This is a genomic window from Dolichospermum sp. UHCC 0260, from assembly GCF_009711985.1.
In the GTDB taxonomy this organism is placed as follows: domain Bacteria; phylum Cyanobacteriota; class Cyanobacteriia; order Cyanobacteriales; family Nostocaceae; genus Dolichospermum; species Dolichospermum lemmermannii.
Map to the genome: position 1 here is coordinate 14954 of NZ_VIKZ01000055.1, position 15631 is coordinate 30584.

General features: G+C 38.6%; 11 protein-coding genes and 1 pseudogene. 8 read left to right on the top strand and 4 right to left on the bottom strand.

Annotated features, from left to right (window positions below):
• The first annotated feature begins 317 nt into the window (after positions 1-317).
• The 5 genes from FJR08_RS18505 to FJR08_RS18525 all read left to right on the top strand — a co-directional run bounded on the left by FJR08_RS18505 (position 318) and on the right by FJR08_RS18525 (position 7010).
• A complete protein-coding gene (locus FJR08_RS18505) occupies positions 318-815 on the top strand; it encodes a hypothetical protein (RefSeq protein WP_168634154.1) in 498 nt (165 codons plus the stop codon).
• 308 nt (positions 816-1123) lie between these two features.
• The gene (kdpA, locus tag FJR08_RS18510) at positions 1124-2809 is read left to right on the top strand and encodes a potassium-transporting ATPase subunit KdpA (protein ID WP_168634155.1); all 1686 of its coding nucleotides are present in this window, start codon (positions 1124-1126) and stop codon (positions 2807-2809) included.
• 73 nt (positions 2810-2882) lie between these two features.
• Complete coding sequence (kdpB, locus tag FJR08_RS18515; RefSeq protein ID WP_168634156.1) at positions 2883-4982, top strand: potassium-transporting ATPase subunit KdpB; 2100 nt, start codon at positions 2883-2885, stop codon at positions 4980-4982.
• A gap of 157 nt (positions 4983-5139) precedes the next feature.
• Positions 5140-5739 (top strand): K(+)-transporting ATPase subunit C, encoded by a 600-nt coding sequence (gene kdpC, locus FJR08_RS18520; RefSeq protein WP_015079232.1) that lies wholly within the window; start codon positions 5140-5142, stop codon positions 5737-5739.
• Positions 5740-5858: 119 nt separating this feature from the next.
• On the top strand, positions 5859-7010 hold the full coding sequence (locus FJR08_RS18525; RefSeq protein WP_168634157.1) for an anhydro-N-acetylmuramic acid kinase: 1152 nt from the start codon (positions 5859-5861) through the stop codon (positions 7008-7010).
• 197 nt (positions 7011-7207) lie between these two features.
• Here FJR08_RS18525 and FJR08_RS18530 read toward each other — a convergent pair whose 3' ends face one another.
• The 4 genes from FJR08_RS18530 to FJR08_RS18550 form a co-directional block, all read right to left on the bottom strand.
• Complete coding sequence (locus FJR08_RS18530) at positions 7208-7405, bottom strand: NblA/ycf18 family protein (RefSeq protein ID WP_015079229.1); 198 nt, start codon at positions 7403-7405, stop codon at positions 7208-7210.
• 1241 nt (positions 7406-8646) lie between these two features.
• Positions 8647-9375 carry a Stp1/IreP family PP2C-type Ser/Thr phosphatase gene (locus FJR08_RS18540; protein WP_015079228.1) on the bottom strand — a complete coding sequence of 243 codons (729 nt, stop codon included), beginning with the start codon at positions 9373-9375 and terminating at the stop codon, positions 8647-8649.
• Positions 9376-9396: 21 nt separating this feature from the next.
• A complete protein-coding gene (locus tag FJR08_RS18545; protein WP_168634159.1) occupies positions 9397-11082 on the bottom strand; it encodes an AarF/ABC1/UbiB kinase family protein in 1686 nt (561 codons plus the stop codon).
• A 316-nt stretch (positions 11083-11398) separates the two neighbouring features.
• Positions 11399-11722: a DUF6825 family protein gene (locus tag FJR08_RS18550; protein WP_015079226.1), complete on the bottom strand. Its 324-nt coding sequence runs from the start codon at positions 11720-11722 to the stop codon at positions 11399-11401.
• 236 nt (positions 11723-11958) lie between these two features.
• Between FJR08_RS18550 and FJR08_RS18555 the strand changes: the two genes are divergently transcribed.
• From FJR08_RS18555 to FJR08_RS23775, 3 genes and pseudogenes are all read left to right on the top strand, one after another.
• A complete protein-coding gene (locus FJR08_RS18555) occupies positions 11959-12204 on the top strand; it encodes a type II toxin-antitoxin system HicB family antitoxin (RefSeq protein ID WP_148762832.1) in 246 nt (81 codons plus the stop codon).
• Positions 12205-12412: 208 nt separating this feature from the next.
• Entirely contained in the window at positions 12413-15406 is a 2994-nt protein-coding gene (locus tag FJR08_RS18560) for a type ISP restriction/modification enzyme (RefSeq protein ID WP_168634160.1), read from the top strand.
• Between the two features lie 109 nt (positions 15407-15515).
• Positions 15516-15631 (top strand): annotated as a pseudogene (locus FJR08_RS23775) (Uma2 family endonuclease); the annotation flags it as partial.

Here is a 15631-nt window from a genome sequence, read left to right on the forward strand (position 1 = left end):
AATATACTATTTAAGGAAAATTTTATTTAATTATTGCTAGTATAACTTATATTAGTTATTCGTTAATATCATTTTTGTGAAAAAAATAAATTTATGTTTGTTATATTCTAAAATTATTCTGCCAGGGAATTAATTCCCTGTCTAATAGCTAAAGTCTACTAAAGTAGACTAAAAATTGATTTTCAGTCCACTTGAGTGGACTTTGGCTATTAGCCTGCGATTTTAATCGTAGGCGGTTTAGTTACGTAGTGAAAAATTTGCATCTTGCCATTAATCAATATATTCTATATTGTGTAATCATCTGAATCATAACCAAAATGTATAAACTACAAAGAATATTCAGCGGATTTATATTATTATCGGTACAAGTAGTATCTGGGATAATTAATTCAATTCTTGATATTAAATACTTTTACCAAAAGCGTTTAGCATTGGCAAAATATCAAGAAATTCTCAATTGGGTGAAAACTCAAAATCTCCCCTTAGATACTAGCGAAGCCTTGAAATTACCTGATCATCTAGCAAATATCAGTCATGATGGGTTAGTTCAAGTCCTGCATACATCAGAAGATAAATACTGTGTAGTAATCATGATTAAGTATGCTATAACTACAACACAACAAGTTAAAGGTATATTTGCCTGTGATTTCCCCTTAACTCCCAGATATTTGACGAAAATTCCTGATATTTGTCACCGGATTAATATGTTAGGAGAATACCAAAAGCCATACAAAGTAGCTTGGGCGTTTACAAATCTTGAAGTTGACAAGCAATATAATGATTGTTTATTTGCAGTTCATTGTCATTTGAACTAATTAGCCTATAATCAGAAGCATATATTTACTCTGACTAAATTTATATCTAAAAATATACCAATCACTAGATGCTTTATACTTAGGTAGACTTCACTATAATTTAAAGCATATTTTTAGGGAATGGTGAACTATAATCTGATGTGCAGTTAAATAAATTAAAAATATACTGGATAAAATATTTAGTTAGACTCAGATAAAACAATACTATATTGATTGCGGTGGGATGAAAAATCCAATTTATTAGTAATTTAGGACTGATTGTTGAGTATTAACTGGCTATAACTTGAGTTGAATAGAGTGCAAACTACATGAGTCAAGGTTTTTTACAAATTGCTTTAACGCTGTGTATTGTCGTATTCATTACGCCCATACTAGGAAAATACATAGCCCGCGTTTTCTTGGGAGAAAGGACAATCCTTGATCCTGTTATGAAGCCAATAGAGGCAATAATTTATATTTTAGGGGGTGTGGGTAAAAAAAATGATATGACGGGTTGGCAGTATATCCGCGCCTTACTATGTAGCAATTTAGTAATGGGTGTGGTAGTTTATGCCCTTCTCTATTATCAGAAATTTCTGCCCTGGAATCCCAATGAACTGGGACGAATGAGATGGGATTTATTACTACATACCACAATTTCCTTCCTGACCAATACCGACCAACAACATTACGCCACAGAAAATACCTTTAGTTATTTTAGCCAAACATCGGCTTTAGGTTTTTTGATGTTTACCTCAGCGGCTAGTGGTTTAGTAGTGGGAATTGCCTTTATCCGAGGATTAACAGGGAGAAAACTGGGGAATTTTTATGTAGATTTTACCCAGGCTATCACTAGGATATTATTACCTTTATCTATTGTGGGGGCGATCGCTCTAATTATCTGCGGTGTACCCCAAACCTTAGCCAAAACCCTAGTAGTAGAAACCTTAGAAGGCAGAATTCAGTATATAGCTAGAGGTCCAGTAGCATCCTGGGAGATTATAAAGATGTTAGGGGAAAATGGTGGTGGATTTTTTGCAGCTAACTCCGCGCACCCGTTTGAAAATCCCAATGGCGCTTCCAACTTAATCGAAATCATCGCCATGTTGGCCATTCCCACATCCTTAATTTACACCTACGGAATATTTGCCAACAACCTCAAACAAGCCTGGCTACTATATTGGATGGTGTTTATCATCTTTGTCGTTCTCATTGGCGTTACAGCCACAGGAGAATTACAAGGAAATCCTCTGATTAATAATGCTTTGAGATTAGAATTACCCAATCTAGAAGGCAAAGAAGTCCGATTTGACTGGGCGCAAACCGCATTATGGGCAATTACAACTACCGCCACCATGTGCGGTGCTGTCAACGGAATGCACGATTCCCTCATGCCTAATGGCACATTTTCCACCTTATTCAACCTATTTTTACAAATAATTTGGGGAGGACAGGGAATAGGAACCGCTTATCTCTTCATTTATCTGATTCTGACCGTCTTTATCACTGGGTTAATGGTAGGGCGCACACCGGAAATTTTTGGCCGCAAAATTGAAAAACGAGAAATTGTCCTGGCTAGTGTAGTGTTGTTAATTCACCCGATGATGGTTTTAATTCCCAGTGCTGTAGCTTTAGCTTATCCTATATCTTTGTCAGGAATTAGTAACCCAGGTTTTCATGGGATTTCCCAAGTAGTTTATGAATACGCCTCAGCCGCAGCTAATAATGGTTCTGGCTTAGAGGGATTAAATGACGGGACGTTATGGTGGAATTTAAGTACAACTGTCAGTATTTTTGCAGGACGTTATCTACCAATTATTGCCCTGCTCCTTTTAGCTGATAGTATGTCTGAAAAACAAGTAGTCTGTGAAAGCCGGGGAACTTTGAAAACTGATTCTTTGCTATTCACTGGGATTACCGCAGGTGTCACCCTAATTTTAGGAATCCTGACATTTTTCCCAGTTTTAGCTTTAGGACCAATCGCCGAAGGTTTTAAACTCGCTGCTGGTAGTTAGAAAAAATGAGGTGATAAGGGGAATATTTCTTTTAATCACCCATTATCAATTATCAATTATCAATTATCAATATATGAACTCAAACGGAAATAACTCTAATTCTAAAACACCCCGTCCTCGTTATCGCCGTAAGAAACTTAGGAAAACGCGAGTAACTAACAAAGGACTGTATTTTCGGGCAATAGGCGATGCTTTTAGGAAACTGTATCCCCAATATGCCATTAAAAATCCGGTAATGTTTTTGGTATGGATAGGAACAATTATTACTCTCTTCCTAACCATTTATCCCGAATTATTTGGACCAACAAATCAAAAAAATCCCTATCTGTTTAATGGGCTATTAACAGGAATTTTATTTTTCACAGTTCTATTTAGCAACTTTGCTGAAGCCGTAGCGGAGGGACGAGGTAAAGCCCAAGCTGACACTTTACGTTCCACGCAGTCAGCCACCAGCGCCAAAACTATCAGCGTTAACGGCACAATTACAGAAGTTCCCTCTGGCAGTTTGAAACAGGGCGATACTATATACGTCGTTTCCGGTGATATTATTCCCGCAGACGGTGAAGTAATCATGGGTGTCGCGTCTGTGGATGAATCAGCGATTACAGGCGAATCTGCCCCAGTTCTCAAAGAATTTGGTTCAGATGTTGCTAGTTCAGTTACAGGTGGTACACGCATCCTTTCCGATGAGTTGATTATTCGCGTCACGGCTGAACCAGGTAAAGGCTTTATTGACCGGATGATTGCCTTAGTGGAAGGAGCAGAACGCACTAAAACACCCAATGAAATTGCTTTAACAGTATTATTAGCGGTTCTGAGTTTAGTATTTTTATTCGTAGTAGCAACCCTGCCCGCCTTTGCCTACTATGTGAATAGTCCTGTTAGTGTGCCGGTTCTCATTGCTCTCCTGGTAGCACTTATACCCACAACTATCGGCGGTTTGCTGAGTACCATCGGCATTGCCGGCATGGATAGAGTGGCACAATTTAACGTCATTGCCACTTCTGGCAGGGCAATAGAAGCCTGTGGAGACATCAATACTCTCGTTCTTGACAAAACCGGGACAATCACCCTTGGCAATCGTTTAGCAGAAGAGTTTATTCCTATCAATGGCCACTCAATCACAGAAATTGCGAATGTGGCTTTGGCAGCTAGTATCTTTGACGATACTCCCGAAGGTAAATCTATTGTCCGACTGGCAGAAAAGTTAGGTGCAAATTTTGATTTAGACCGCAAACGAGCACAGGGGGTAGAATTTTCGGCAAAAACCCGCATGAGTGGCACTAATTTACCTGGTGGTAGGGAAGTGCGGAAGGGCGCAGTAGGAGCAATTAAAGGCTTTGTCCTCTCTCGTCATGGACAGGATACCCCGGAATTAGATGTTGCTTATGAACAAGTTTCTCATCAAGGCGGTACACCTTTAGCCGTATGTCTCGATCATGAAATTTACGGTGTTATCTATCTCAAAGATATTGTGAAACCTGGTATCCGCGAACGATTTGACCAACTCCGACGCATGGGAGTCAGGACAATCATGCTCACGGGAGATAACCGAATTACTGCTTCTGTGATTGCTAAGGAAGCTGGAGTAGATGAATTTATTGCTGAAGCGACACCAGAAGATAAAATCAGTGTGATTCAACGGGAACAGGCTGAGGGTAAAATTGTAGCGATGACGGGGGATGGAACTAATGATGCTCCAGCTTTAGCACAGGCTAATGTAGGTGTGGCAATGAATACGGGAACGCAAGCAGCTAAGGAAGCGGCTAATATGGTGGATTTAGATTCTGATCCCACCAAATTAATTGATATTGTGAGTATTGGTAAGCAATTGTTAATTACTCGTGGGGCATTGACAACGTTTTCTATTGCTAATGATATTGCTAAATATTTTGCGATTATTCCGGTACTTTTCACTGCTGCTAATTTAGAAAGCTTGAATATCATGAACTTGAGTAGCGTTAATTCGGCTATTCTTTCGGCATTGATTTACAATGCTTTAATTATTCCGGCTTTGATTCCTCTAGCATTAAAAGGTATTCAGTTTCGACCTTTGACTGCTAATCAACTTCTGCAACGGAATATTTTAATTTATGGCTTAGGTGGGGTAATTGCTCCATTTATTGCGATTAAATTCATAGATATGATGATTACGTCTGTGGGTTTAGCGTAAACAATTAAATCAATAGGTAATTTTGGTAATTCTTGCCTTTTGCCTTTTGCCTTGCTATAACGACAATTTTTAACGCCAACCTACTTAAATGTTGTTTTACATAAAGGGAACGGTAGAGCCATAATTCACAAATTAAAATAAAATTCAAGATTAAATTATGTCTATTATTCGAGAAATTATCAAAGCAGTGAGAATAACTTTAGTAATGTGGTTATTAACCGCAATTATATATCCTCTTTTTGTGTTGTTAGTAGGTCAGTCAATTTTCCCAGTTTCAGCTAATGGTAGCATGATGTTAAATGTCAGAGATCAACCTATTGGTTCAAGTTTGATTAGTCAAGGATTTACATCAGACCGTTATTTTCATGGTCGTCCGAGTGCTGTTAAATATAGCCAAGGTAGAAAAGCTCAACCGACTGGTATCTCTGGAGGCAGTAATCTTGCTCCGACCAATCCAGCACTCAAGGAACGGATTCTCAAGCAAGCAGAAGAATTTCAGAATGAGAATAAACAACCTGTGGCCGATTTGATTTATACATCAGGTTCTGGTTTAGATCCCCATATTTCTTTGAAAGCAGCACGACAACAGATAGAAAGGGTAGCACAAGCGCGGGGGATTAGGGAGGATGACATCATTCCGTTAATTAGTAAGTATATTGATGGGAGATTTTTAGGCGTTTTTGGGGAACCAGGGGTAAATATTTTACGCTTAAATTATGCTCTGGATTTGCAAGATATGAATCGTCAGCAAAATTAGTTAGTTATACTTTATAAGGTCATAACTTGCGTTTTTAGATCCATATACCCTTTTTGTTTTGACATGGGTAATGGGATCAATTACACTACGATCGCAAATCCATAAGAGTATTTGAGTCAATGCAACGGACTCGCGTAATTGGTTTAATGAGTGGTACGTCTGTAGATGGGATAGATACCGCTTTAGTCGAAATTTCTGGCAGAGAGTTGGATCTGAAGGTGAAATTACTCGCCGGGGAAACATATCCCTACCCCCCGCAACTCAGAGAACATATTTTAGAGCTTGGGGCTGGTACTGCTGTATCCATAGCCGAATTAGCAGCAATAGATGATGCCATCGCTCGGAATTTTGCTGAAGCTGCTCAACATATTCAAATTGGTCATCAAGGAGCTACCTTGATTGGTTCTCATGGTCAAACTGTTTATCATCGTCCACCCCAGGGATTAGGAGAACTAGGTTATAGTTGCCAACTAGGTCGGGGGGCGTTGATAGCCCATCTCACTGGTATTAATACTATAAGTAATTTCCGAACGGCAGATATAGCTGCTTATGGTCATGGTGCGCCCCTTGTTCCGAAAATAGATGCCTATTTACTCAGTCATCCCCAGGAAGAGCGTTGTATCCAAAATATTGGTGGTATTGGTAATGTCACTTGTCTCCCCGCCCGTAGTGATGATTGGTTGTCGCAAATTCGCGGTTGGGATACAGGCCCAGGTAATAGCCTATTGGATTTAGCTGTGCAACATTTTACAAATGGGGCTAAAAGCTATGATGAAAATGGTGATTGGGCAGCTAGTGGTACACCCTGTTACCCCTTAGTAGAACAATGGCTCAGTCACGAATATTTCCATTTACCACCGCCTAAATCGACTGGACGGGAGTTGTTTGGTGTCACTTACTTGCATGATTGTTTAGAGAATGCCCAAGCCTACCAACTCAATTCCGCAGACTTTTTAGCAACCATTACAGAATTGACAGCAGCTTCTATTGTTTATAGTTATGACACTTTTCTCCCCAGAAGACCACATCGGGTATTATTATGTGGTGGTGGTAGTCGCAATATTTACTTAAAAAATCGGCTAGAGTTACTGTTAGGGAATGTTCCAGTTTCAACTACAGATGAGTTTGGCTTAAGTGCGGCTTTTAAAGAAGCGATCGCCTTTGCCGTTTTAGCATACTGGCGGAACATCGGTATTCCTGGTAATTTACCCGCCGTTACAGGAGCATCTCAAGAGATGCTTTTAGGGGAAATTCACGGTAAATATAGCTAATTAACCCTAAATTTGCCACACTTCCTCTTAAAATAAGTAGGTTAGCATTGAAAATCGTCGTTATGGCACTAGGCAAGAGGCAAGAGGCAAGAGGCAAGAGTGGGGAAGTTAGAAGGAAGTTAGAAGAAAACCAACATCCCCAGCTTTTTTTCCTATTGAGAAATGAGTCCCAAAAGCAGAGTTAATAGTAAATAACTCTATGCCATATTCGCACCTGAGTCTAGACCCCAGCTATGTTTAAGCATTTCTTGATAAGTTGCTTCACGCACAACCATCTGCTCATAAAGCTTGACTAAAAAATCTTGAGCTTGTTCGTGGCTCATGTGTTGGACTTGTGTGGCAAAGGAGCGAATGCTAAATTGCTGTTCCAAAGATAGTTCAGTTCCTTGATTCATAAAACCTCGCGGTAAGTGGGAAACTCAGCGTCTTTAGACCTGAGAGGGAAGCGACACTATGGCTTACGCCACGCTTCGCTATCGACAAGCTCAGTGACCGCAGGAGCGGTTAAAACCGCTGTGGATGTTAAAATTGAAACCAGATTTTTGATTGGAATCTGGAAACCAACTCCCATTTCTGGGGTAATGTTAGCCTTGACCTGTTATAAGAGCTTGTTAGGCTGAAAGCACTGTTCCAGTGACCTTAGAACTGTTTAACTTACAGCGACAGAGCGGGAAACTGGCTACGCATTTCGAGGTGTCGTGACTCAAATAACGGCTACCCTTAGACTCCCTTCGACTTCGCTCAGGGCAAGCCGCTTAGGGTGGTCTGGTCAGTACAGCTTGCAAGAAATTGCAAGCTCAGTCCCTTTAGGGCTGGGTTACTGACAATCAACTCCAAAACAAACAACGTGTAAAATCGAAATTGATCACAGAATTGAAAACTTGGAAGTTAGCGGTTAAAAGTAAAATCGGCTTTTGCTGATTACTTAAATTCTTTACTTCCTTTGATTGCAATCTGCTTAATTACGTCAAATTCCTAATAAGCAATTCCTGGGCTAGATTTTGCCTGACATTTATTTCTCTATATTAAGAAAGATAACAAGTGTTTGACAATTTGCCCATCTTTTTGAATTTATTTTTTCTGAGGTATGAATTGGTAATGAATCTACTGGTATAGGAATCAACTCCACTGAAAGCGGGGTTGTCCAAATTGGCATAGTTTAATTTTGGTGAAGATTCTTTAAGTAGCAGTAGTTATGGAGTGAGAAATCGAGAGGAAGACCAGTTTGATACTTGGTTTTTATCTAGATTCTCTGATTTATTAACCCTTTATTTGCTGTTTATTTAAGACACACTACAAAGTAGGATATGTCAATTGTGGAAATTATAGAAATTTAAGCTCCTGTGGTAATTTCTGGAGATTAAAAATATTTTTATCAAATTGTTAATATAAAAAATGCTCAATTTGAACAAATCGTTAAGTATATTTACTTTTTTTAGGGAACAGGGAACAGGGAACAGGGAACAGGGAACAGGAAACAGGGAACAGGGAGCAGGGAGCAGGGAGCAGGGAGCAGGGAGCAGGGAACAGGGAGCAGGGAACAGGGAGCAGGGGAGAAATTCCATTCTCTATTCTTCAATTTCTTTCTCCTGAACTCCTGAACTCCTGACTCCTGACTCCTGACTCCTGACTCCTATTAGGTTTCTACAGACACAAGGACGACGGTAATATTATCGTGTCCACCTTGTGCTTTGGCGGCTTCAACTAGGTCATGAGCAGCTTTTTCTAAAGAAGGTGTGTCCCTGATGTATCCAAGGATTTGTGGATTTATAAGTTCTTCTGTAAGTCCATCACTACAGAGCAGTAAGCGATCGCCATTTTCCAGAGTTAGTTGCTGAATATCAATGTGGTTGAGGTCTTCCCTACCTAAACAACTGGATAAAACATGACGATAGGGATGAACCCTAGCTTCATCAAGAGTAATATCACCGATTTTCATGGCTTTGGCAATCCATGTATGGTCTTCTGTAATTTGTTGTAATTGTGATTCTCGCAGACGGTAGAGACGGGAATCACCAACATGACCGCATACAGGTAATTCATCTGGACGGATAACTACTACTACGGCTGTCGTTCCCATATCAGCACGTTCAGGATGATTGTGCTGATCTTGAACTATGGCTTTATTTGCAGTGGATAAAGCTTGTTCTAGGAGTTTTGAGGAAGATTCGGGGGATTGCCAATTTTGCTCTAGATATGCACAAATTTCGGCAGTAGCGATGCGACTAGCCTCTTCTCCTCCTGCATGACCACCCATACCGTCAGCAACTATAAAGAATCGCCCTGTGGGATCAATATAGTAGGAATCTTGATTATAAGCACGAATAAGCCCCGGATCTGTACAACCGGTAGATTCAAGTTTCATAGATTTTTCGTGAACAATTAATTAATACATCCGATCATAACGGTCGAGGCGTAAAAGCAACCGAATCAGCATGAATGAAACTGATGCGGCAATTAAACCAATAAAGCTTGCTAACCAGACATAATGGCTAACTAGGAGAATTGTGCCGGCAATTGTAAAACCACTGATAATAAGAGCATAACTTATTGCCAGTTGTATATTACTCTGTCGCCGGATCAGGCGTTCAGTTTCGACGGAGCGAACTCGCAGCCGGATATCCCCACGTTCTATTTTATCTAGGGTATCTTCTAATCTTCGTGGTAATCCTAAAGCAGTGCTACTGACTTGGACTGCTTGACGACTTAATTCATTCAAGAAACTATTCCCCTCAGAACTACTGTTATCTGTCATAAGCTGCATTGCATAAGGCTGGGCAACTTCCATAAAGTTAAATTCTGGATCTAGACCTTTACCAACACCTTCGAGGGTAGAAAAGGCACGCATGACGAAGGTAAAAGTGGCTGGAAATCTAAATGGTTGATCATAAGCGAGTTCATACAAGTCTTCACTGATGGCTGCCACTGATTGATTTTCAAAGGGCTTATCCATGAAGTGATCCAGCATAAACTGGACTGAACGACGGACTGGTCCCATGTCATCAACTGGGGCAAGCGCTCCTAAATCAACTAGAGATTTTACCACGCGATCGCCATCTTTTTGAGCGATACCAAATAAGGTTTCCATTAATCCTTCGCGGACATTGGATTTAATTGTTCCCATCATCCCGAAGTCGTAGAAAATCAAAGCCCCGTCGGGACTAACTGCCAGATTACCGGGGTGGGGGTCAGCGTGGAAGAAGCCATTATTGAGCAGTTGATGGAGATAGGCTTGTGCGCCATAGCGAGCGATCGCTTTTCTATCCACACCCGCTGCATCTAAAGCATCATATTGACTAACTTTAATCCCCGGCACATACTCCAAAGTAATCACTCTAGAAGTAGCATAACGCCAATAAACTCTCGGTACTTTTACCCAATCATAAATACGGAAATTCCGGCGAAAAGTATCGGCGTTGCGTCCTTCATTCAGATAATCAATTTCTTCCCAGAGAATCCGACAACATTCTTCATATATACCCATCCAATCTCTCCCCCGTCCCCATTTGGGATGGTTTTGAAAATAGCGAGCAATACCTTTAAGAATGCCTAAATCAATTTCAAACAGCTTTTTGAGTCCAGGGCGTTGCACCTTGACAACCACTGATTCACCAGTATACAAAATAGCCTTATGGACTTGACCCAAACTAGCAGCAGCCAAGGGAACAGGTTCAAAATCTTGGAACAGGACGGAAATTTTCTTCCCTAATTCCTGCTCAATAATCCCTTCTACCTGTTCATAACTAAATGCCGGGACTCTATCTTGTAACTTAGATAACTCCTCCACATATTCAGCAGAGAAAATATCCGCACGAGTTGAAAACAATTGTCCAATCTTAATAAAAGTCGGACCCAAATCTAAAAACGTCGTTTTAATCCAGATTGCTTGGGCTTTGCGTCTAGCTGCTTGCTTGGCTTCTGTTACACCACCGGGGTAACTCCAAGCCTTGTTATAGCGCCAAATTTTGAACATCAAGGTCAAGACAAAAGACCAAATATCCACAAAGCGGCGTTTGCTAGAGTATTCTTCCCGATTCCAACGGTATGCTTTGTCTGAGTAACCTTGTTCCATATTTTTCTTATACCGTCGGGTTGTTACGGAGGCAGGGAGTAAGGGAGGTAGGGGAGGTAGGGGAGGTAGAGGAAGTAGGGGAGGTAGAGGAAGTAGGGGAAGTAGGGGAGGTAGGGGAGGTAGGGGAGGTAGGGGAGGTAGAGGAAGTAGGGGAGGTAGGGGGGCAGGGGAGGTAGAGGAAGTAGGGGAGGTAGGGGGGCAGGGGAGAATATTTTTTCACATTACCAATTACCAATTACCTATTACCAATTACCAATTACCTATTACCAATTACCTATTACCAATTACCAATTACCCATTACCCATCACCTATTACCTATTTTGCAGCATTGCGATGCTTCTGCAATTCACTTCTTAATAGAGCGATTTCTGCCCTTAATTCGTCAATTTCTGTCTGTAAGTCTACTGGATCTCCACCAGATGAACTATTACCTGTGGTTGTACCAGTTGCAGACGATTCCGCTGCTCGATTAGCTCGTGCCATCACTTCTTCTGTAAACTGGCGTAGTTGCTCTTTAGTTTCAGCATCAAATTTGCCTAGTTCACTCAAAGCATCAGTCAAGGCGACTTCTACGCGCTCATTAATCACTTCAGCGACTGCTCTGCCTACGAAAAAGGCTTGCACAAGGGGATTACTCATAAATTTTTGTAAAGTTGCTCCGCAAAAAGAATTATAACCTGTATATAGCCCGTAATGCTTCTATCTGAAAGTTTTCTGAGTTGGTGAAATGCAACCACTGTAGATAGGTATCTCTCGTCAGAGTAAACCCAAAAGGGTCAAGGCACAAAGAAATGGACTTATTCAGAGTATCGTTTAAATAGATGAAAACTGCTGTAACATAAGAAATATTTACGTCTTAACAGGAAATAGTAAAAATGCTGGCAAGTTACATTGATAAAGCAATGGAATTAGCAGTTTATGAAATTATTGAAGATGATGGTACTTATTGGGGTGAAATTCCAGGTTTGCAGGGAGTATGGGCAAATTATAAAACATTAGAAGGTTGTCGGCGTGAATTGAGAGAAGCTCTAAGTGATTGGTTGGCTTTACGTTTACGTTTAGGGTTAAATATTCCTTTGATTGAGAATATTAACTTAAATCAAATTACAGAGCCAGTATAAGAGGTTGTTTGGAAAGTATTATATGAAACCGATAATCTCTAGAAACCTAACCCCCCTTCCCCCCTTCCCTACAAGGGAATGGGGGTTTCAAAGCCTCTCCCCGACGCGGGGAGAGGTTTGGAGAGGGTTTTATTTATACATTAAAAACTTTTCAAACATCCTCTAAGAACCTAAAAATACAAATATACTTAAATTTTGTGGTGCAGCTATGTCTAGACTCCTGGTAACTCAATATCAAGCCGAAGTCGAAAAAATCATTCAATATGGTGGTTCTCGCAAAGAAACTTCTATTCGTGTGGCTTTTCAAAATCTCCTCAATGAATATTGCAAACCGAGAGATTTTTTACTGATTCCTGAATTAGATTATAGATTACCAAATGGTAAACTTGTTTATCCTGATGGCACAATTAAAGATGCTTTGCGGTTAGATTGGGGTTATTGGGAAAGCAAAGACCAATATGATAAATTAGATGAAGAAATAGAAAAGAAATTAAATAAAGGTTATCCCGATAGTAATATTTTATTTGAAGATTCCCAAACTGCGGTTTTAATTCAATCTAGCACAGAAACTATGCGTGTATCTATGAAGGATGCTGACGCAGTAGATGGAATTATTACCAGTTTTATTAATTATGTGCGTCCTGAAGTTAAGGATTTTCGGGAAGCGATAGAAATTTTTAAGCAAGATTTACCCACTGTACTAAATTCTCTCAGAGATTTGATAGATTGTCAAGGGGAAAATAACACATCTTTTCAAACTGCGCGGGATAAGTTTTGGGGAATTTGCAAGGAATCAATTAACCCGGAAATCAGTTTATTTGATATTCGGGAAATGATGATTCAGCATATTTTAACGGAAGATATTTTTATCAATATTTTTAATGAATCGCAATTTCACAGAGAAAATAATATTGCGGGAGAATTACAAGGGGTAATTTCTACCTTTTTTACGGGAAGCGTGAAGAAAAATACTCTGGGAACAATTGAAAGATATTATGCAGTTATTCGACGCACTGCGGCTAATATTTATAATCATCAAGAAAAACAGAAGTTTCTCAAAGCCTTATATGAGAATTTCTACAAAGCATATAATCCCAAAGCTGCGGATAGATTAGGTATTGTTTATACTCCCAATGAAGTTGTCCGGTTTATGATAGAAAGTACAGATTTTTTAGTTCATAAACATTTTGGGAAGTTGTTAGCAGATAAAGATGTGGAAATTTTAGATCCTGCAACGGGTACGGGGACTTTTATTACTGAATTAATTGATTATTTACCAAAGCAGAGTTTAGAACATAAATATAAACATGAAATTCATTGTAATGAGGTGGCAATTTTGCCTTATTATATTGCAAATTTGAATATTGAATACACCTATAAACAGAAAATGGGTGTGTATGAGGAGTTTGAAAATATTTGTTTTGTGGATACTTTGGATAATACTTCTTTTGCGGGTAAGCAATTGGATTTGTTTGCTATGAGTGTGGAGAATACTGCAAGAATTAAAAGACAGAATGATAGAACTATTTCTGTGATTATTGGAAATCCTCCTTATAATGCAAATCAACAGAATGAAAATGATAATAACAAAAATCGTGCATACTCAGAAATAGATAAGTTAATCAAAGAAAGTTATGTAAAATATAGCAATGCTCAGAAAACAAAACGATATGATATGTATTCTCGCTTCTTTCTTTGGGCTACAAATAGACTAAATGAAAACGGAATTTTAGCTTTTATTACTAATTCTTCTTTTATCCATTCAAAAGAAGCTGATGGTTTTAGAAAAGTTGTTGCTGATGAATTTAGCGAAATTTATATTATTGATTTAGGTGGAGATATTAGAGCAGGAGATAAAACTGGTAATGTATTTAATGTCCAAGTAGGAATAGCCATCAGTTTTATGATCAAACAAACATCCTCTAAACGTTTACCGTGTAAAATATACTATAACCAAATTTTTGGTTTAAATACTGCTGACGCAAAACTAGAATATATTGCTAAATCTAATTTTTCTGATATTTGTTTTGAACATATCACACCTGATAATGATAACAACTGGGTAAACCTTTCATTTAATGATTTTGAATCTTTGTTGGTTTTAGCTGATAAAAATACTAAATCTACAAAAATTGAAGCTGAAGAAAAAGCAGTATATAAATTATTCTCTTTAGGAATTTCTACAAATAGAGATGAATGGGTTATAGATATTGACTTACATAATCTTAAATCAAAAATGATATTGTTTACTGATTTTTATAATAACTACAAACATGAAGAAGGAACAGAGTTTGATTCCTGTATTAAGTGGTCAAGCAATTTAAAACTTAACTATCTACAATCAAAGAAAGAAAAATTTGATGAGAATAGAATTGAATTTATTTTTTATCATCCATTTTGTAAATTTATTATTTATAAGTCTAATATATTTTTGGATAGAGTTAGTGGAGCAGATGAAATTTATTTACAAACACCAGAAAATAAAATAATAACATATTCATTTGGGCAAAGATCCAACTTTTCTGTATTAGCTACTAAACATCTTTTTAGTTTAGATATTTATCTTCCTAATGCAACAAAATGTATTTCCTTGTACCGTTACGACAAAGAAGGAAAACGCATTGATAATATAACCGACTGGGGATTAAAACAAATTCAAACCCATTACCAAGATTCAACAATTACCAAAATAGACATCTTTCATTATACCTACGCAGTCCTACATAACCCAGCTTATCGCAGCAAATACGAACTCAACCTCAAACGCGAATTTCCCCGCTTACCATATTATGAAAACTTCCAAAAATGGGTTAATTGGGGAAAACAACTCATGGAATTACATATTAATTATGAAACAGTCACACCTTATAACCTAACCCGTCTTGATATTCCCTTAAAAGACAATCAAAAAACACCCAAAGCAAAATTAAAAGCCGATAAAACCAAAAATAGTATTATCCTAGATGATGTCACCACATTAGAAAATATTCCGAAAATAGCTTGGGAATATATGTTAGGTAATCGTTGTGCGTTAGAATGGATATTAGATCAATATAAAGAAAAGAAACCAAAAGATCCAACCATTGCGGAAAAATTCAATACCTATCGTTTCGCAGATTACAAAGAACAGGTAATAGATTTATTAATGAGAGTCTGTACCGTGAGTGTGGAAACAATGAATATAATTAGAGAAATGGAATAATCATGTATTCTGGTAGGTTGGGTTTCAGTCAGATCCCCGACTTCTTAAAGAAGTCGGGGATCTTGTAATTCGATGCTATAATCAACAAATAACGACTTGGTGTCATATTATGATGATTACTCAAGAATTAGAACTTAAAGAAAACATCTCTAAAGATGTGATTTTTCCTCCTAATGATTTATATAGTGATGAACCTCCCGTGGAAACAGAACTACATCTAGAGCC